We start from the raw sequence: 20,038 nt of genomic DNA on the forward strand, positions 1-20,038 counted from the left end.
TTAACTTTTTGTAGTGCGATTGACTATGATTTTCCCTTTTGGAAAGTGGATTTCTATCTCTATGGTAGTACAACGAATAATTTCAAAATAGATACCATTCTGCTCTAATTTACGCTGGCAAGATAACCCTGCCATTTGGCGAGCAATCTGATTCTCTGCAATTTGCAAGGCTTGCTGACGCTGAAAAATTAACTGCTCCTGAGCATTTTGTTCTGATTGCCATTGTAACCACGCTAAGCAGACAATACTGAATAGACCTACTGCAATGAGTAATGAAATAATACTTTCAGCTTTAATTATTTTCATGGTTTAATGTATTAGCAGAGTTGGGAAGATAGCGCCAATTCGAATAATCTCGCTCAATATTCTGAATGACATTTCTTTTATAACTTAAATTACGCCGATTAGGATCATTAGCATTATTACTCGAATAAATTGTGCCGTAGATACGCTGATCGGTAAAATTAAATAGATAATCAGTAATTACAATACCATAAAATGGCTGCATTAAACGCCCATCAATATTTTGGGTTATACGTACGATCTTTGGATTTTCTTCACTACTCTCTGGCAAATCATCTAAGCTTGCAATAGGATAAATAACATGCTGATAAGCATTAATATCTAACCAATCATTAATGTTCTCAACTAAAATATATTTTTCTTTAGTTGGTTTAGGCTGTATAAAAATTGAATGAAATTGACAGTGGAAGCTAAAAGTTAAATGTTTTTTGTTCAAAGAAATCGTTGGCTTCTTTTGAATTGAACACTCTTGTTCTTTATTTATTTTCTGAAATTCAATCAACCACATCTTCTCAGCAAGATAATTAATATAATTATTTTGGCTAATATTTTCATTTACGATAATATAACCTTTATTAAGAAAAAGAGTAATCCCAATGCTCGATAATATAATAAGAGAAAATAGTACACTATTTGCAGAATAATAACGTGACATATCATTCTCCATTTAACAAATAAGCATAAGCAATTGTATGGTACTGAATTTGACTATTCTTTAATGACGATAAAATTAAGTCTATTTTGAGCAATTTATCTCGCTTTTCCCAACTGAAATGAAGCCTTTCTATTCGATTATCAGATAAAGCTGCAATTTTCTCCCATTGAAAATTCTTACACTCTTTTAGCCAATTTTTACACTGTTCCGAAAGACAAGGGGTGAAACTATTCTGCTTACCAGCTATCATTAAATTATTATGTTCTAACTTGATTGCAAGTATCTCCTTTCCAACATCTTTGGCAATGCTAAGTGCTTGCTCACTACACTGTTTTTTTACTCTTGTACCTAAACAACCATCTGCGTTTATATCTTGAATTAATACCAAACAATGCTCTTCTACATGATAAGCACTATTTTGCACCTTAAACCAATCAAAATTACTCTTTTCTCGATTTATACCTTGATAACCCGTATTTAGAATATGTTGCTGTAAATAGTTTAGAATTTGATGTGCATTTTTCTGTAATTTAAATAGTTCTCGGTATTTAGTTTGAGCAAAATAAATCTCACTATATAATTGACTTGCGGCGAACAAGATAATACTACCCAATGATAACGCTACTAATGTTTCTAATAATGTAATGGCTTTATTAATTTTCTTTACATTGACTACGTGCTTTGGTATCAAGAATAACATTAATCACCCCATTACGCTGAATTTGTAAAATTGCCTGATTTTTCCCTTTGGATATACTTAAACAAATAGTCGATTGATTACCACTTCTTCCATCAAAGTACGTGAGAATTTTAGGGTAAGTATTCTTATTATAGATAGACACATTATTATGATTCTTATATAGGTGATAATCCAAACCTAATAGCTGACAACTTTTCAAATTTAAGCAATCACAAGCGGTCGATTTTCCACTATTTTTTGCAATAGCAATAATGCACCAATGCTGACTATTCTGAGCGATATTTAATGCATAATTTCTATTTTGATAACGTGCTTTATCTTGAAGCTGATAGAGAAATGATTTCACATTTTCAATCTCATTTTCTACCAAAAGTTGATCCTGAAAAGAAAATAGTACGGGAGAAATAAAATAACTTGCAATAACGATAATTGCTAATGTAATCAATGTTTCAAGCAGAGTAATTGCTCGATACATAAAAAAATCCCTTACAAAAATTTAGCTGTAAGGGATATTAGAGGTTTCAGGGGGGTTGTAAATCTATAAAAACTATTTTTTCGACACAGATCCCAAAATTAAAAAGAAGCTGTATCTTGGAAAAGGCCAACTTTTAAATCAGTCGCAGTATAAATCACTCTACCATCTACTTCGACTTCGCCATCTGCCATGCCCATCACTAATTTCCGATTAATCACTCGTTTCATGTTAATACGATAAATTACCTTTTTCGCAGTAGGTAAAATTTGTCCAGTGAATTTCACTTCACCAACACCTAATGCCCTACCCTTTCCTTTACCGCCGACCCAGCCAAGAAAAAAACCAACCAATTGCCACATAGCATCTAAGCCTAGACAACCTGGCATAACAGGATCACCAATGAAGTGGCAACCAAAGAAAGGTAGATCTTGGTGAATATCCAATTCTGCCTCAATGTAACCTTTCTCAAATAAGCCCTCTTTATCCGTAATTTTGGTGATTCTATCCATCATGAGCATGGATGGTGCAGGTAATTGTGGGCCTTGTTCACCAAAAAGTTCACCACGTCCAGAAGCAAGCAAGTCATTGTAATCGTAGTTTGGTTTTATATTGGGTGTACAGCTGTTCATGATTTTCAAGCCTTATTAAGTAAAAAGAAAGTCTGTTATTTCAATGTTTCTAAATTAAACATATCATAACAGACTTAATAATTAGCGAACAGATGTAAGCTGACTTGTCGGATCAGTTAAATATTTTGCAAATTTTCTGCCAAAATGAACCGCTTGTTCCCATATGCTGCTGTTCATCAATATATTGGTGCACCAAGGTAAATAAAGAAGGCTGCTGAATCTCCACATTCTCTTCATCATAGAATGAACGGTTAAGTAAAATCTCTAGTGCCTCAAAAACATCTTCCACAGCCCAAATTGCAAATTGCTCATTTTTAACAGCAGAAATCACCGCTTGGTTTAAACTCAAATGTGAAAGGCATACTTTAGGAATAATGACCCCCTGTTTGCCAGTTAATCCACGCGCTTGACAAACTTGGAAAAAGCCTTCAATTTTCTGATTTACCCCTCCCACACTTAAAACATTACCAAATTGATCGATGGAACCGGTTACTGCAATAGATTGCGGCAGTGCTAATTTCGACAAGCTACTCATCAACACGCAAAAAATAGCTAATGCAGAGCTATCACCATCAATTTCACCATAAGATTGCTCAAATGCGAGTGAAGCGGAAAATGGTAGCTGTGTAGGTAATTCTAGTAAGTTAGCGAGGCAAGATTGCGCAATCAAAATCCCTTTAGAGTGGATATTACCCCCTAATTCAACTTTACGTTCAATATCATGAATTTCGCCATCACCATATTGAACATTACAACTAATTCGTAACGGCTCACCAAAACTTTGTGGCACACCATTAAATTCTACCACCGACAAACCGTTAATTTGTCCAATCTCTTCATCATCAGTTTCAAGGTAAAGCTGTTCTTTTAAAATATCTTGTAAGGCATATTGGTGCAAAACTGCTGCTTGTTGCTCAATATAGTCAAAATAACCTTGGATATTATCTAGCTGGCAATGTGGTGAATAAAACTGGCGCAATGCCTGTAAATGTTTCTGCAATAAGGCCGGAGAAATTGAAATTAAACTCCGATCTTCACTTTCTCGCACATAATATCGCAATAACTGATTAAGTGAACGATCGGATAACCTCAAGCCATTTTGTTGTGCTGCCGTACGAACATAGTCTGCCCATTTTTCAAGGTTATCGCTAATGTTCAGATAAGATTGAATTTCCGCATAATGTCCAACTTGATAAAGATCTTCATCATATTCAGCAAGCAGGGCAATATCATCACGGCTCCCCAACAACAGCAACTTAAATTGACTCCGAATCGGCTCTAATGCTACTGGAAGCGCATTTTCACTATGCGCCTCATATTGCCCAAAAAGTAATGCCGATTTAAGCTTATCCCATAAAGCAATATCACTAAGTAATGTAGCGACAGGTAGAATTAAAATTTTGCCATTTATTTGCTCAACAGCACCGCTTACCGTCTCAATCTTATTCTCTTTTGCTCGAAAAAATGCATAACCAAATAGACTTTTTTGATTTGCTTCATTTTTTAATAAAAATGACTGACTATGCTGGCTAAAAAAAGCCTGAATTTCAGTAAGAAAAGCAGGCAAAGTTTCCGTTTTTAATACCAATAGAGAACCAAAATCAGCGAGTATAAACTGTTTGAGTGCTTGAGTCGCATTTGGTTGAAAATCAAAAAATGTGATTGAATGAGTATGCTCTGCGAATGTATGCTGAACAGTTAAATCTTGCCAAGCAAGTGGGGAAAGTTGCACTTATCGACCTCTTTATAGAAATTTGCTTCATTATACCCATAATTCCGCTATACTTCACAAATTATTAGGGGGAGATATGCGATACCAGAAACTTGAAATTCAGGAAGCAGGTTGGAAATGGAAATATCTGCTGAAAAAATACCGTGAAGGCGAAAACATCACCAAATATGAAGAGCAAAGCCTTATTGAACTAAAAATTCAATTACTGACAACTTTGCAAGATTCACCAGAAGAAATAGAACAATGGATTAAACAAGAAATGACGGCTGAGCAACGTAAGAAAATGCGTCAGTCTATTCGAGCCAGACGTAAACGTTTCTTCAATGCTGAAAAACAGTCCACTCGTAAAAAATCTATTGACTTAGACTATGCAAGCTGGCTAAGGCTTTCTAAGCTTTCTAACCGTATGGAAATGACACTATCAGAATGCATTCACTACTTGATTGATGAGTCTGAAAACAAACAAATCTACACTGAACAAGTGGATAAAATGAAGCAGAACTTAAAAGCATTATTGAAGTAAGAAAAACAAAAACGCCATCAAATGATGGCGTTTTTCAAGCTTAGCTCAAAGATGTATTACATAGAAACTTCTTTAGAACCTTGAACTTGTAATTCAACACGACGATCCGGTGCTAAGCAAGCGATTAATGCTTTACGACCTTTCACTGCATCACAAGTGTTGCCAGTTACTGGGTTTGCTTTACCGTAACCTACCGCAGTGATAGATTCTGGTGCTACACCTTTAGATACCATGTAGTTCGCTACAGATTCTGCACGACGTTGTGATAATGCTAAGTTTGGTGCATCTTTACCAATACGGTCTGTATAACCATTTACTTGGATAGCTGGAGTTGCTAAACCTAAGTTTTGGATTTCAGCGTGTGCTGCATCTAAAGATTGTTTTGCAGCTGATTTTAAGTTCGCTTTACCGAAATCGAATAACACATCAGAGCTGAATGCAAAGTTTTTAGTTACGATTTCTGGCTCAGCAACTGGCGCAGCGCCTTGACCAAAGCGGTAAGTTAAACCTGCAGATACAGAGCTGATGTCGGGACGATAATCAGAACCTTCAACGCCCATACGACGAAGAGTCGCGTAGCTTGCTTTACCTGCGTTATTTAACCATTGATACTCAATACGTGCACCTAAAGATGGAGTAATTGCATACTCAACACCAGCACCTAAGATTAAAGAGCTTTGGAAACGTGAAGTTTTGGTTGGCACTTTAGTATCTACATTCACAGTTTTGTAGCTGTTATTTACTAAAGCGATACCAGCTTTTGCATAAGTATCTAAACCGCTGATAACTTCGTAGTTACCTTTTAATGCGATAGTAGTACCGTGCGCAGAGTGACGGAAAGTTTTCTTAGAACCGCCTGCTTTAGTTTGCTCTAAACCACGAACACGACCAAAGTATTCATAACCTACTTCAGCTGCTAAGTTATCAATAATTTGATAACCAACAAATGCACCGTAAGTTACAGAATTTTTATTGATACCGTATTTACCACCGTTTTTGTGGTCGATTTGGCTGATACCGTCATGGAATGAAGCCCAACCAGCTTTAGCACCAACATATACAGAGTTAGCTTCTGGAGCAGCATTTGCTGAAGCAACAGCAAAGCCAGCTACTGCTAATGCAACTAATGATTTTTTCATTTGATGATCCTCTATTTACGTCATCGAAAATAAACAACACCATTATTTTATATGGTGCAACCATCTCTCTAACTAATACTTAAAGAGAAGTCATAAAGACTGTCTGATTATAGCAATAATTTGCTTTGCTTAAAATAAAATTTACAAAAAACGCCCAAAAAATGGGCGTTCTTTAAATAAATTTACGCTTCTAACCGAAATTACATTGCAACTTCTTTAGAACCTTGAACTTGTAATTCAACACGACGATCCGGTGCTAAGCAAGCGATTAATGCTTTACGACCTTTCACCGCATCACAAGTGTTGCCAGTTACTGGGTTTGCTTTACCGTAACCTACCGCAGTGATAGATTCTGGTGCTACACCCTTAGATACCATGTAGTTCGCTACAGATTCTGCACGACGTTGTGATAATGCTAAGTTTGGTGCATCTTTACCAATACGGTCTGTATAGCCATTTACTTGGATAGCCGGAGCTGCTAAACCTAAGTTTTGGATTTCAGCGTGTGCTGCATCTAAAGATGCTGCTGCAGCTGGTTTTAAGTTTGCTTTACCGAAGTCGAATAATACATCAGAGCTAAATGCAAAGTTTTTAGTTACGATTTCTGGCTCAGCAACAACTGGTGCAGCACCTTGACCGAAACGGTAAGTTAAACCTGCAGATACAGAGTGAGCATCTGGGCTATAACGTAAATCAGTTACATTACCCGCTTTAGCTTCTGCTTTTCCGTAATTGCCAGCACGGCTTAACCATTGATACTCAAGGCGTGCAGCTAATGCAGGAGTAATAGCATACTCAACACCTGCACCTAAAATTAAAGAAGTTTTAAGGTTATGTGATTTATCTTTTGTGCCATTAGCATAGTAGTCTTTGTAATCATTACGAACTAATGCAGCACCTACTTTACCATAAAGATCTAAACCTGAAACAACTTCATAGCTTGGTTTTAAGCTAATATGAGCACCGTGTTTAGTGTCTTTAAACGCTCGGCGATCACCAACGTTGCCACGAACACGACCAAAGTAGTCATAACCTAGCTCAACCGCTAAGTTATCAATAATTTGATAACCACCAAACACACCGTAAGTTACTGAGTTACGATTAATGCCATAAGCAGTTGGACCATCACTATAACGTTCATCGTTCGCATATTTGCTATTAAATTGATTAACACCATGGTGGAAAGTAGCCCAACCAGCTTTAGCACCCACATAGAAAGAATTAGCTTCTGGAGCAGCGTTTGCTGAAGCAACAGCAAAACCAGCAACTGCTAATGCAACTAATGATTTTTTCATTTAAGAGTTCCTCTTACTTTGATAAAAAATAGAATTAAAACACAGCTAACAACTACGTCAGTCTGTATAAATTTTGGTGCATTCTAGCAAAAAAATAAAAAAAGAAAATGAACTTTTCCTATTTTTTACTATTTTTTAATCAATTAAACGCTTAAAAGCCCCCCAATTTCTTGCTAATATCACACTCATTTCCTTTTTAGTGCAGTAAACAAAATGATCCCTCATCTTACCCATATTCCACAAATTTCCCCTGAAGTTCAGCAATTTCTCGCCGAACTCAAACACCAACATTTCGCAGGCGATATTGCTGATAGTTATGCCGAGCGTCTTTCGTTTGCGACCGATAACAGTGTTTATCAAGCGTTACCACAAGCAATTTTATTTCCCAAAACTGTTGCCGATGTGGTGATTATTACTAAGCTTGCCAATCGTGATGAATTTAAATCGCTCACCTTTACCCCTCGAGGAGGCGGCACAGGCACAAATGGGCAATCGCTGAATCACAATATTATTGTGGATCTCTCTCGGCATATGACGCAAATTTTGGAACTGAATATCGAAGAGCGTTGGGTACGAGTACAAGCAGGGGTGGTCAAAGATCAGCTTAACCGCTTTTTAAAACCACACGGGCTGTTTTTTTCTCCTGAGCTTTCCACCAGTAATCGTGCCACGTTAGGCGGAATGATTAACACTGACGCATCGGGGCAAGGTTCGTTGCAGTATGGCAAGACTTCTGACCATATTTTAGGGCTGAAAGCGGTGCTAATGAACGGCGAAATTTTGGAAACGCAAGCGGTTAAAACGGATCATTTTTTTGCAAATTTAGAAAACCAACCCCTTTCCGCTCACGGAAAGCAATTACACAGCGAAATTTTCAAGCGTTGCCGTGAATTACGCTCAACCGTGCTCAATGAATTACCCCAACTCAATCGCTTTCTCACTGGCTACGATCTCAAAAATGTGTTTAACGATGACGAAAGTGAATTTAATCTCACCCGAATTTTAACGGGTTCAGAAGGCTCGCTTGCCTTTATTTGCGAAGCCAAACTCAATCTTTTGCCGATTCCGCAACAGCGTACGCTAATCAATGTGAAATTTAATTCCTTTGATTCCGCCTTGCGTGCTGCCCCCTTTATGTTGCAAGCTCAAGCCTTGTCGGTGGAAACGGTGGATTCCAAAGTACTCAATCTCGCTAAGCAGGATATTGTATGGCATTCAGTTTCTGATCTGTTGCGCGAAGATCCGAACAACCCTATTTTAGGTATTAACATTGTGGAATTTGCCTCCAACGATTTTGCAGAAAATCAGCAAAAAGTCACCGCTTTATGTGCCGAGTTAGATCGCAAAATTGCCACGAATGAAGGGGGGATTATTGGTTATCAGCTCACCCACGATGTCGGCGAAATTGAGAAAATCTACGCAATGCGGAAAAAAGCGGTCGGTTTACTCGGCAATGCCAAAGGTTGGGCAAAGCCGATTGCCTTTGTGGAAGATACCTGTGTCCCCCCTGAAAATTTAGCCGACTATATTTTGGATTTCCGTCAATTATTAGACGATCACGGCTTGGAATACGGTATGTTTGGGCACGTTGATGCAGGCGTGTTGCACGTTCGTCCAGCGTTAGATTTAACCGAGCGTTCACAGGTGGAAAAATTTAAGCAGATTTCCGACCAAGTGGTTGAACTCACGAAAAAATATGGTGGCTTAATTTGGGGCGAACACGGCAAAGGTATGCGTTCGGCTTATGGCGAAAAATTCTTTGGCGAAACCTTGTGGCAAGAACTTCGCTATATCAAAACCCTATTTGACCCACACAACCGTCTAAACCCTGGCAAAATCTGCACCCCATTAGACAGTGATGCGGAACTCTACCCTGTGCTGTCGCCTATGCGTGCGGATTTTGACCGCCAAATTCCAATCCAAGTACGAGAAGCATTTAAAGGGGCTATGAACTGTAATGGCAACGGATTGTGCTTTAATTTTGATGTGGACAGTGCAATGTGTCCGTCAATGAAAGTTTCGGGTAATCGCCTCTTCTCGCCAAAAGGGCGAGCAGGCATTACTCGTGAATGGTTACGATTGCTTGCCGAGCAAAATATCAACCCTGCGGAATTGTTGCAAAAAGAGCCAAAACTCTCCGATCTTGTTGCTAAAATCCGCAATCAGTGGAAAAAAGAGAAAGAGTACGATTTTTCCCACGAAGTCAAAGCCGCAATGGATACCTGCTTAGCGTGTAAAGCTTGTGCCAGCCAATGCCCGATTAAAATTGATGTGCCAACTTTTCGCTCGCAATTTAATCAGCTTTATCACAGCCGTTATTTGCGCCCCGTTAAAGATCATCTGGTTGCCAATTTAGAATTTGTTGCACCAATGATGGCAAAAGCCCCGAAACTGTTTAACTTTTTCAGTGGCAATCATCTTGTGGCAAAAGCACTAGAAAAAACGGTGGGAATGACCTATTTACCTCAACTTTCTGTACCAACATTACAGGCACAAATTGGCAAACAACCGACACTGGAAGCGCTGGAAAATAGATCAGCAAGCGGTCAGATTTCGCCAGAAAATGGCGTCATCGTGGTGCAAGATCCGTTTACCTCATTCTACGATGCAAATGTGGTTGCGGATTTTGTGCGTCTTGTGGAAAAACTCAATTTCAAAGCGGTGGTATTGCCGTTTAATCCAAGCGGTAAAGCTCAACACGTCAAAGGCTTTTTACGCCAATTTGCCAAAACTGCCCAAAATCAGGCAGAAATGCTTAACCGAGTGGCAAAACTCGGCATTCCAATGGTGGGCGTTGATCCTGCATTAACCTTAATTTACCGCCAAGAATACAAAGATGTGCTGAAAGAACATCACGGTGGCTTTGAGGTGTTACTTGCCCACGAATGGTTAATGACACAAATACAAGCGGATAGAATTTGCAAAAAATCTGCCAACAAAACGCAACGCGTTTTGAGCGTTGGCTCTGCCGACGACCCGAAGGGCGAGCAGGCGAGCGAAGGAGAGCTTGAGAGTAAATCCGACCGCTTGCCGTGGCATTTATTCGCCCACTGCACCGAAAGTACCTCATTGCCTAATTCAATGAAACAGTGGCAACAAATTTTTGCTCACTTTGGCGAAACGTTGAACGTGGAAAATACAGGCTGCTGCGGTATGGCAGGCACATTCGGACACGAAACCAAACATCTTTCAATGTCCAAAGCGATTTACGCCCAATCGTGGCAGAAAAAACTGGCTGGCAAAGATTTAGATCGCTGTTTAGCCACAGGTTATTCTTGCCGTTCACAAGTTAAGCGTTTTGAACACAAAGTGCTGAAACACCCTGTGCAGGCGTTGTTGCAAAGTATTGGGTAAAGCTCGATGTCAAATCTTGAACGCATTTGCCAAGCCCTACTTTTTGAAGCTGGGGCGATTTTATTGACCGTATTGTTAATGCGAGTAGCAACCTCCCATCAAACAGGGGAACTCACGCTCACTATCGTGTTAATTTCTGTTATCGCCCTGATTTGGAATGTCTTTTTTAATTTTGTTTTTGATAAGCTGTTTCAAGGCGAAAAAGTCCATAGAAGTTGGGCGGTTCGCACCTTGCACACCATCAGTTTTGAACTGGGATTATTGATTTTTACCCTGCCATTAGTGGCATTTATCCTACACGTGAGTTGGTGGGAAGCGTTTGTGATGGATATTTCCATGACGCTCTTTGTGATGTTTTACACATTGATATTTCATTGGTGCTACGATCATATTCGTCATTGGCTCAGTCAGCATAGATAGGGCGAGTTATTCGCCCCATTCTGCTAAAGCAACAAGTTCCAATAATTCGGGATACTGTTTTAGCCACTTTTGCCACTGTACTTTATCTACCTCAATCTCAAGCAAACGGTCGCCAAATTCGTTGAAATATTCGTTAAGAATACAGTTCCGTTGGTAAAATTCAGCATAAATTTGACCGCTTGTAGGTGGCAATAAAAGTTTTTCTCGCACTAATTCAGATTTTAAGCGCGCTTGCATTGCTTGAAAGAGCAAATCAATCCCTTGCCCACTCTGTGCGGAAAGATAAACGGCAATAGGCGTGCCATCGTCAGCATATTCAATATGAGGTAACACCTCCTCCAGTTTATCAACCTTGTTGTAAACCAATAGGCTTGGAATTTCTAATGCATTAATTTCATCTAGCACCGCATTGACCGCATCGATATTTTCCTCACGCCGTTCATCAGCCCCATCAATCACATGCAATAGCAAGGTTGCCTCTGTCGTTTCTTGCAAAGTTGATTTAAACGCAGAGACCAAGTCGTGCGGTAAAAAACGGATAAAACCAACCGTATCAGCGAGAATTGCTGTGCCGACATCTTGAATTTGAATGCGGCGTAAAGTGGGATCAAGTGTCGCAAATAATTGATCAGCTGCATAAACACCTGCATGAGTAATCGCATTAAAGAGCGTGGACTTCCCCGCGTTGGTATAGCCTACCAGAGATACCGTGGGAATATCTGCTTTTTGGCGAGTTTTGCGGTTTTGATCTCGCTGTTTTGCCACTTTCTGTAAGCGATTTTGCAACTGCTGGATTCTGACTTTAATCAAGCGACGGTCAGTTTCAAGCTGAGTTTCGCCCGGTCCACGTAAACCAACTGCACCACCTTTTTGTTGATCTTGATTGCCTAAACGGCGAACTAGGCGAGTCGAGAGATGGCGAAGCTGAGCTAGCTCAACTTGCAATTTCCCTTCAAAAGAGCGAGCCCGTTGGGCAAAAATATCTAAAATTAAGCCTGTGCGATCTACAACCCGACAATCACATAGCGTTTGCAAATTACGCGTTTGAGCAGGACTCAATTGGTGATTAACCAGAACAACATCCGCGTTAAAGTACTTAACGGCATCGGCAATTTCTTGTGCTTTGCCTTGTCCCACGTAATATTTAATATGAGGAGCAGAGCGAGACGTTGTTAGCACCGTTGCAATTTCAACGCCTGCACCTTCAGCAAGAGTTTGAAATTCATGCAGATTTTCAACATCCTTGTTTTGAGCCAAATAAAGATGCACCAATATCGCTCGCTCTTTGCTTTTAGCAAGCCATGGTGTCTCCAATAAAACAGAACCAAATTCATCCGCTGAATTTGGTTCTTGTTGATTCATCACTACTGACACAGAAAACTTATTCCGCACTTTCTGTTACTGCAGGCTGTACCGCAGCTTGTGCTGGTGCTGAATGATGATTATGCCCACTATTATTATGAGAAATAGAACGTGCTGGCACCACGGTCGAAATAGCATGCTTATACACCATCTGGCTTACTGTATTTTTCAGTAAAATTACAAATTGGTCGAAAGATTCGATTTGACCTTGTAATTTGATCCCGTTTACAAGGTAAATAGACACAGGGATACGCTCACGGCGTAGTGCGTTTAAATATGGATCTTGTAAAGATTGACCTTTTGCCATTTTTGATTCCTTCTAGTCGTTATAAATTGGTTTTTGCCAAAGGCGAGCCGATTCTATCACAAACTGGATAGCTTTTGCTCCATTTTTTCAAGCATTTTAGATAAAGCACCTTGAAAGTCTAGGCTATCTAGCCACTCCAGCTCACTTGTCCAACCTCTCAACCAAGTAATTTGGCGCTTCGCTAATTGGCGAGTCGCACAAATCCCTTTAAAAATTGCTTCATCCAAACTGATTTTGCCTTCCAGATATTCCCACATTTGACGATAGCCAACACAACGAATCGAAGGCAAATCCACATTTAAATCGCCTCGGGCAAACAAGGCTCGAACTTCTTGCTCAAAACCTTGTTCCATCATTTTATGAAAACGCTGTTCAATACGTTGATGTAATACCGCACGATCCTGCGGTGCAATCGCAAACTGAGTAATGTGGTAAGGAATGGCTTCACCTTGCTGTGCGGTGAGCTCAGTCATGCTTTTACCCGAAATATAGAACACCTCTAAAGCACGATTGATGCGTTGGCTATCATTAGGATTAATCCGCGCGCCTGCAACTGGGTCGATTTTCAGTAATTCTGCATGTAAACCTGCCCACCCAATCTGTGCAGCTTTGGCCTCAATTTCAGCGCGAATAGCAAGGTCAGCAGAGGGTAATGGTGACAGCCCATCTAATAAGGCTTTGTAATACAGCATTGTACCGCCAACAAGAAGCGGGATTTTACCCTGTGCTGTGATGTCTGCCATCTCCCGCAATGCGTCTTCACGGAAATTCATCACAGAATAACTTTCTGAAGGATCGAGAATATCAATTAAGCGATGGGGGGCAAGTGCTTGCTCTGCTTTACTTGGCTTTGCCGTACCAATATCCATGCCTTTATAGATTAAAGCAGAATCAACGCTAATTACTTCCACTGGTAATCGCTGGCGTAACGCAATGGCAAGATCAGTTTTTCCCGAGGCTGTCGGACCCATTAAAAATATGGCAGGATTTTTTTGCATAATCGTCTTAAAAAAATAACAAGCGGTCAGATTTTACCGAAATTTTGCAAAAGTTTCAGTAAATCTAACCGCTTGTAAGGTATCGTTCGCCGTTAATTTAAATGCTTCGCACTCTAAGAACGACTATTTCACCTGAAAATCAGCTAATGAAGTGCCTGCTGGTGCTTCAGAGCAAGAGAGAATACCACAACCTTGTTTAGTTGCACCAAAGACACCGTTATAGTCTTTGTCTGCACCCTCTGCGACATAGAATGTCCCTGCAATATCTAAGCCTGCTTTACCGTAGAATGCACCGTTAGTATGCACCCCATTATATTGACCGGCAAAGGTATTGCCACCCTCTTTGATATTGCCGCCTAATGTGAGTTTTACCGTATCCGCCTCTTTTAGCTCTACTTTAACTTTTTTCTCATTAAAATCAGCAATTGCCTCGGTATTGAGCTGAACATAGTTGTTCTCTTTGCCATAAAATGCTAAACCTTGGTATGCATAGACTTTATCGGTTGGCAATGCATCTAAAATAGCTGCGCCATCACGGTTAAAATGGTTACCATGATCGTATGGTGAAGCAATTTTTGGCTCTTCAGCATTTTGAACCGGTGTTAAATGCCCTTGTACAAACAAAGTGGTTTTACCATTTTTAGTCACATAGCCATAGCGAGATTGCGTGTGGTCATCATGATATTTACTTTTTGATAAACCTACCACATGACCAAGATAGTCATCTTCATCAATTTCTTTGACCGTTGTTTTACCCATTGAATAGCTGGCTTGAATATCAGCACTATCAAATAATTGGATGCTCTTACCATCAATCAGTAAGGTATTGAGATCTTTATGCGCCGTTGGGAAAGTGCTATCGGCTAATGCACCATTTTCTACAGTTAAAATCTTACCTGCTACATTGCTGATTTTAAATTCTGTTGGGGTTTGTCTAAAACCGTAAGCAATAATTTTATTTTCCGTACCGCGATCTTCAAAGCCCGCTTGTAATGCCGCTACATTTTCAGCAACACGGCGCTCCTCTGCGGCTAATGCCGCAAGTTTATCTTGTTCAGCCTTTTTCGCGGCATCAAGCTCTTGTTGTAACTTATCTGCACGCTCTTTTTCAGCTTGCGCCGCTTTAGCAGCATTGTCTTTCTCTGCTTCTGCCTTTTTTAATTCTTCTTTTGTATTTGTCTCAGAACTATTGGCTTCTGCTAACTTTTTCTCAGACTCAGCCAATTTATTTTCTGCTTCACGCGCTTTTTCTTCGGCATTTTTTTGTGCTTCTTTCGCATCCTGTGCTTTTTGATTTGCACTCTTTTGTGCCTGATTTGCTTGGCTATTAATATAAGAATTCACGCTATCCTTGACAGATGAACACGCTCCTAAAGCAATGGCGCATGCCACAGAAAGCAGGCTGATTTTTAAGGTTTTCATTATGTCTCCAAATAAAAGTTTTAATATGAAATTGGGCGAAAATTCTAACAATAATCCTAGCAAAATTCAATATAATTGATAATAGTTATGATTTGAGTTATTTCTGCGCAATTGGTAAAATGCCGCGGTTTTTACCTCCTGAGGATCTTTTATGCAAAAATTACATTTTAGCTTTATCACTACCGCCTGTGCACTTATGCTTTCAGCCTGTTCATCCAGTAGTGGTGGCGGTAACGGTACTGCACCAATTTTCTTAACAGAAATACCAGATTCCAGCAATAATACCCAGCCTGCGACCCCGTCAGTCACGCCGCCGAATGCTGGAAATACCTCGGCAGATCACGCCGTGCAGCCTAACACGGAAGATAACACTCCTAAGCTGACTTCACCTATGTTTAGTAGCCCTAAAGACGCACGTTTAACGGGTGCAATACTCAGCATTAATTCAGCAAATGGTAGTGTATCTGGCAAAAATCTACACAATGTGGAAAAAGAAACATTAGAAAGTCTCTTTATTGATAATGTTGAGATCGCGCTGAAAACCCTTGCCGCAGAGGATGAGCAACGTGGGTTTAATTCGCTCACTACGGCTGATCAAAAACATGGTTCATTGGGCGAAATTTCGGGTGCAGTAAACAAAACCTCTGTCTATAGCTTATATGATCAAAGTGTTTATCAATTTGTCCGCTTTGGTGTGATCAATTCGAATGCACATAGCCACTTATTTGTGCAAGGCTTACAAACCCCGATTGAAGGTGTATGGAGTGAAATAGATAATGGACATGCGAATCTGTATCCAATGCCAAAAAGCGGTAAATTTGTTTACAAAAAAGGCGATGCCTTATATGGCAAAGCGGGAAATTACAGTGCGCTTAGTGCAGAAGTAAGAGCTGATTTTAATCAAAAACAACTGAATGTCTCACTCAAAGATGGACAAACTGAAAAACTCGCTTTCAGTGCAGCCATTGAGGGCAATACTTTCAATGGTAATAGTCATGGCGTTGAAAGCAAAGGAGCATTCTATGGCTCAGGTGCAAACCAAGTAGGCGGTGTATTCTACGAAAGCCAAAGCCAATACAATGGTGTTTTTGGCGCAACCGACAAGCGTCCTGACGATTCACAATAAAAACAAGCGGTACATTTTGCAAAAAAATTTACAAAATGTACCGCTTAATTTGAAACAGGCAATTAAAACTTAATTTCTACAGAAAAAGCATAATTACGTCCTGGCGCATAAAAACGTTCTAGCCCTTTGCCTTCCCGATCAACTGTATTGGTTGTACTTTGCAGATTAATACCACGCAAGCTATCCCATGTGTGATATTTACGATTAAATAAATTGTAAACACCCGCACGTAATGTTGTGTGCTTACCAATTTTTGCAAAACCATACATATCAAATAACACCGCGGATCGATTTAAGAATGGGTAAGTACTCGTCCCTCCACTTTGGTCATAATAATACGTTAGGATTTGTGCATCCTTACCTTTCTTCTGCCCTAAATAAGTCCAACGCGCTTGTAACCCCCAGCGATCATTAGGATCATCATAACCTGCCCCTAAAATCACTTTAACCGGCTGAATAGATAGCAAGCTTTCACTCGTACCGTAGAGTTTGCCTTTAGAATAGCCTAACGCGCCCATTACGCTCACACCTTGTGGAATAGCTGCCACCCAGTGATGTAAATTAAGCATACCACGAATTTCTAAACCGCTAATTTTGGCTCGATCAATATTCACAGCCTGCTGGAAGAGCGTTCGATAATAAGGTGAGGAGCAACGAAAATCACAGTTAGTATGCAAACGCCACCCTGCGGTTTCACGTTCATATAAGAAATCTTTATAGTTCGTGCGATAAAGTTGCAAAGCAAAATTGCCTTGCTCATTCTCAGCCGCCAATGCAACTGATTGGTTTAGGCTACGTTCAGCTTTCAAATTAGGGTTAGCCAGCCAGTTACCTGCCGCATTTAAGAAGGTAAAGTACATTTCAGTTGCGGTCGGAATACGGTAACCACTGGAAATGTGGTATCCAGCCTTCCAAGTTGGATTAATTTGATAATCCAGCCCAAAACTTCCACTCAAATTTTGGAACGTGGTGCTCGCTGATGACACTTGATCACAAAATTGACAGTAAACATTCGATGCTCTTGGAGTAAGTTTAGTAAAATCATAACGCACACCCACATCACTGCTTAACTGCTCATTCCACATAATTTTATCTTGTAAAAGCAGATAAATATTTTGAGTTCTAACCGGTTTCTGCACAGCAGAAATATAGAGTGCCTGATCAAGTTCGCCAAATAAGTAAATATCTTTGTTAATATTTTTAAATTCGCGTTGGGAATAAGCAGTACGTAACGAAAGATTATGCGTACCCCAACGGCTTTCTAATGGAGAGCTATCTAGGCGAAGGTTAATACGGTGGAAATCATTTTTCATACGGCGATCAAAAATATCATCAAGGTCTTCTACGCCATCAGTACGATACAAACCTTTAAGATTAATGGCTCCCACTGTAATTTTTTGCCAGTCATAATCTAATTTTAAATAGCCAAGCAAACCATTGGATGGGAAATATTCATAAGCAACATTTAAATTATCCCGTTCTGTTGTATCCAAGGTTCTACGCCATCCGACAAAAGTATAAGAACGTTCGTCTGTGAGATTTTCATGGTTTTGCCCTGTGTAATTTAGGCTAATGCGATGGTTGTCGTTAATAAAATAAGACAATTTCGCCAAATAGTTATGATTACGGTGATGAGAAGGATCAGGCACACCACGCGCTGCGCCACTAATGTCTGCACCATTACCTAAGCTTTTTAATTCATGCCCTCGGCGGTAAGAATAGAGCCCAACCGCTTCCCATTTCTCATCTTTATAAGCTGCGCCAATAGTGTTGGTCCATTCATTATTTTTAGTGGCGTATCCACTACGGAATAACCCTCCAAAACGGTTACCTATCTGCACAATATCATCTGCAACAACCGTACGATAGCTCACCCCACCACCTAAAGCACCACTGCCTTGAGCAAAAGAATCTGCACCACGCATAATATCAATGCCAGTGACTAATTCAGGATCAATTTGTACACGGGAGCTATTAAAATTACCATAACGTGCGTATAAGCTATTCTCTTCGGAATCAGGTAAAGACACACCATCAATATTGATACCAACACGATTACCCTCTACGCCGCGCATCGCAAAGCCTTTATTATGGCGTCCACTGTCCGCAATCCCAACATCCGTGGTATAACGAACCAAATCTTTCGTATCTGCAATTAATTCATCTTGAATTACACGCCGGCTCTTTTTAATCTCACCATTCGTCTTTGCTTCTTCTTTTGCTACTACACGAACTTCATCTAGCTCTACCAGTTCTTCAGCGAACACATTAGGCAGCGAAAGCACCCCCAATATAGCAAGCAGCATTAAGGCTGTATTTTTTTTCATCCTAATCCCCAATCATTAAATTCTTCACAATTATAACTAGCCAAAAAACAAAGTAAATGAGAATGAATTGTCTTTGCGTAAAATTTATAGATTCAAACCGCTTGCTATTGCATAAATCCATTTTGAAAATATAATGCAAACCATAATCATAATTATGGTGCAACTTATGTTATCGCTTAAACAACAAATCACTGAACTTCTCAATAGCAATCCTAACTTAATTACGTTAGAGCTGGCAGCGCAACTCGCACGTCCAGAAGGCGAAATTCTGCTAAATTTACCCGATCAATTTGTAAAAATCTTTCCTGGTACACGAGCAGAAGAAATTTTACGAGCTATTAGTGGCTGGGGAAAATTCACAACAATTATCGAAAAAGCCGGTTCTATTTTTGAGGTTAAAGATCAATTTCCTCGCGGTATTATTGGGCGAGGCTATTACAACTTGAACATGAAGGACGACGAAGGTGCTCTTCACGGGCATTTAAAACTGGATAATATCGCTCATATTGCCTTTGTCAGCATGCCATTTAGAGGCACTGAAAGCTATAATATCGCCTTTATTACCCAAGAAGGTGAAACTATGTTTAAAGTCTATTTGGGACGGGATGAAAATCGTCAATTATTCCCTCACCAAGTACAACACTTCAACGCATTTCAATAACAGGAGACAACTCAATGACTAACCGTCAAGAAGTATTACAAAATCGCTTAGGGCCAGAAATTCAAGAGATGAAACAGCAAGTAAAGACCTTAGTGCTTGCAACCTTAGACAAAAATGGCACACCAAATGTGAGCTATGCCCCTTTTGTTATTCACAACGGCGAATATCGCGTACTGATTTCCACTATCGCCCGCCACGCCCGCAACTTACAAGAAGTACCAAAGGTTTCATTAATGCTAATTGACGATGAAAGCAAAAGCCGTGAAATTTTTGCGCGCCGCCGTTTAACATTCGACGCCACGGCACGCATGGTTGAGCGTCACTCAAATGAATGGGAAGAATGTATTACCCTGCTTAAAGCACGCCACGGCGATTTAGTTTCAGAGCTTGCCAATATGTTAGATTTCAACGTCTTTAGCTTTAAGCCAGAACACGGTTTATTCGTAAAAGGCTTTGGCAAAGCCTTTGATGTGAGTGTGGATGATTTAGTGAGCTTTGTGCATTTAGATCAAGGACACTTAAACCAAGTACCCCCACAAGAGTAACGACAAAAAGAGGCGAATCATCATTCGCCTCCTTTCCTAAAAACTATCGAGAGTTCTGCTGCAAG

Annotated in this window: 19 protein-coding genes; 6 read left to right on the plus strand and 13 right to left on the minus strand. The window is 40.0% G+C overall.

The annotated features are described in order from the left end of the window. From F542_RS09830 to F542_RS09855, 6 genes are all read right to left on the minus strand, one after another. Positions 1-306, minus strand: a complete 306-nt coding sequence (locus F542_RS09830; RefSeq protein ID WP_025267433.1) for a DUF5374 domain-containing protein — start codon at positions 304-306, stop codon at positions 1-3. Beyond that, a complete protein-coding gene (locus F542_RS09835) occupies positions 293-958 on the minus strand; it encodes a DUF2572 family protein (RefSeq protein ID WP_025267434.1) in 666 nt (221 codons plus the stop codon). The genes F542_RS09830 and F542_RS09835 overlap by 14 nt, the downstream gene beginning before the upstream one ends. 1 nt (position 959) lies before the next feature. Then, positions 960-1,658, minus strand: coding sequence for a hypothetical protein (locus F542_RS09840; protein WP_025267435.1), 699 nt, complete (start codon positions 1,656-1,658; stop codon positions 960-962). Further along, positions 1,612-2,133 carry a type II secretion pathway, pseudopilin PulG gene (locus tag F542_RS09845; RefSeq protein ID WP_015431654.1) on the minus strand — a complete coding sequence of 174 codons (522 nt, stop codon included), beginning with the start codon at positions 2,131-2,133 and terminating at the stop codon, positions 1,612-1,614. Before F542_RS09845 ends, F542_RS09840 begins: the two co-directional genes overlap by 47 nt. 98 nt (positions 2,134-2,231) lie before the next feature. Beyond that, complete coding sequence (fabA, locus tag F542_RS09850) at positions 2,232-2,762, minus strand: bifunctional 3-hydroxydecanoyl-ACP dehydratase/trans-2-decenoyl-ACP isomerase (RefSeq protein WP_015431653.1); 531 nt, start codon at positions 2,760-2,762, stop codon at positions 2,232-2,234. 112 nt (positions 2,763-2,874) lie between these two features. Beyond that, on the minus strand, positions 2,875-4,494 hold the full coding sequence (locus F542_RS09855; RefSeq protein ID WP_025267436.1) for an AAA family ATPase: 1,620 nt from the start codon (positions 4,492-4,494) through the stop codon (positions 2,875-2,877). A 76-nt stretch (positions 4,495-4,570) separates the two neighbouring features. On the opposite strand from F542_RS09855, the gene matP reads away from it, so the two are divergent. Then, a complete protein-coding gene (matP, locus tag F542_RS09860) occupies positions 4,571-5,017 on the plus strand; it encodes a macrodomain Ter protein MatP (protein WP_025267437.1) in 447 nt (148 codons plus the stop codon). Positions 5,018-5,073: 56 nt separating this feature from the next. Here matP and ompA (F542_RS09865) read toward each other — a convergent pair whose 3' ends face one another. Next, positions 5,074-6,156, minus strand: coding sequence for a porin OmpA (gene ompA / locus F542_RS09865; RefSeq protein WP_025267438.1), 1,083 nt, complete (start codon positions 6,154-6,156; stop codon positions 5,074-5,076). A gap of 200 nt (positions 6,157-6,356) precedes the next feature. Next, positions 6,357-7,451: a porin OmpA gene (ompA, locus tag F542_RS09870; protein WP_025267439.1), complete on the minus strand. Its 1,095-nt coding sequence runs from the start codon at positions 7,449-7,451 to the stop codon at positions 6,357-6,359. A gap of 213 nt (positions 7,452-7,664) precedes the next feature. Between ompA (F542_RS09870) and ydiJ the strand changes: the two genes are divergently transcribed. Both ydiJ and F542_RS09880 read left to right on the plus strand, forming a co-directional pair. Continuing rightward, positions 7,665-10,805 carry a D-2-hydroxyglutarate dehydrogenase YdiJ gene (ydiJ, locus tag F542_RS09875; RefSeq protein WP_025267440.1) on the plus strand — a complete coding sequence of 1,047 codons (3,141 nt, stop codon included), beginning with the start codon at positions 7,665-7,667 and terminating at the stop codon, positions 10,803-10,805. Between the two features lie 6 nt (positions 10,806-10,811). Beyond that, entirely contained in the window at positions 10,812-11,225 is a 414-nt protein-coding gene (locus F542_RS09880) for a PACE efflux transporter (RefSeq protein ID WP_025267441.1), read from the plus strand. 6 nt (positions 11,226-11,231) lie between these two features. On the opposite strand, the gene hflX is transcribed toward F542_RS09880, so the two are convergent. The 4 genes from hflX to F542_RS10800 all read right to left on the minus strand — a co-directional run bounded on the left by hflX (position 11,232) and on the right by F542_RS10800 (position 15,314). Then, positions 11,232-12,587 carry a ribosome rescue GTPase HflX gene (gene hflX / locus F542_RS09885; RefSeq protein ID WP_131928769.1) on the minus strand — a complete coding sequence of 452 codons (1,356 nt, stop codon included), beginning with the start codon at positions 12,585-12,587 and terminating at the stop codon, positions 11,232-11,234. A 19-nt stretch (positions 12,588-12,606) separates the two neighbouring features. Beyond that, complete coding sequence (hfq, locus tag F542_RS09890; RefSeq protein WP_015431645.1) at positions 12,607-12,894, minus strand: RNA chaperone Hfq; 288 nt, start codon at positions 12,892-12,894, stop codon at positions 12,607-12,609. Between the two features lie 56 nt (positions 12,895-12,950). Continuing rightward, positions 12,951-13,892, minus strand: a complete 942-nt coding sequence (miaA, locus tag F542_RS09895) for a tRNA (adenosine(37)-N6)-dimethylallyltransferase MiaA (protein WP_015431644.1) — start codon at positions 13,890-13,892, stop codon at positions 12,951-12,953. Positions 13,893-14,015: 123 nt separating this feature from the next. Continuing rightward, complete coding sequence (locus F542_RS10800; RefSeq protein ID WP_025267443.1) at positions 14,016-15,314, minus strand: transferrin-binding protein-like solute binding protein; 1,299 nt, start codon at positions 15,312-15,314, stop codon at positions 14,016-14,018. Positions 15,315-15,465: 151 nt separating this feature from the next. Here F542_RS10800 and F542_RS09905 point away from each other — a divergent pair, with 151 nt between their 5' ends. Further along, positions 15,466-16,440, plus strand: coding sequence for a transferrin-binding protein-like solute binding protein (locus F542_RS09905; RefSeq protein ID WP_025267444.1), 975 nt, complete (start codon positions 15,466-15,468; stop codon positions 16,438-16,440). 62 nt (positions 16,441-16,502) lie between these two features. Here F542_RS09905 and F542_RS09910 read toward each other — a convergent pair whose 3' ends face one another. Continuing rightward, on the minus strand, positions 16,503-18,767 hold the full coding sequence (locus F542_RS09910; protein WP_025267445.1) for a TonB-dependent hemoglobin/transferrin/lactoferrin family receptor: 2,265 nt from the start codon (positions 18,765-18,767) through the stop codon (positions 16,503-16,505). Positions 18,768-18,933: 166 nt separating this feature from the next. On the opposite strand from F542_RS09910, the gene hutX reads away from it, so the two are divergent. Further along, positions 18,934-19,428 carry a heme utilization cystosolic carrier protein HutX gene (hutX, locus tag F542_RS09915; protein ID WP_025267446.1) on the plus strand — a complete coding sequence of 165 codons (495 nt, stop codon included), beginning with the start codon at positions 18,934-18,936 and terminating at the stop codon, positions 19,426-19,428. Between the two features lie 14 nt (positions 19,429-19,442). Further along, entirely contained in the window at positions 19,443-19,973 is a 531-nt protein-coding gene (hutZ, locus tag F542_RS09920) for a heme utilization protein HutZ (protein ID WP_015431638.1), read from the plus strand. The last annotated feature ends 65 nt before the right edge of the window (positions 19,974-20,038 follow it).

Source organism: Bibersteinia trehalosi USDA-ARS-USMARC-188, assembly GCF_000521725.1.
GTDB lineage: Bacteria > Pseudomonadota > Gammaproteobacteria > Enterobacterales > Pasteurellaceae > Bibersteinia > Bibersteinia trehalosi.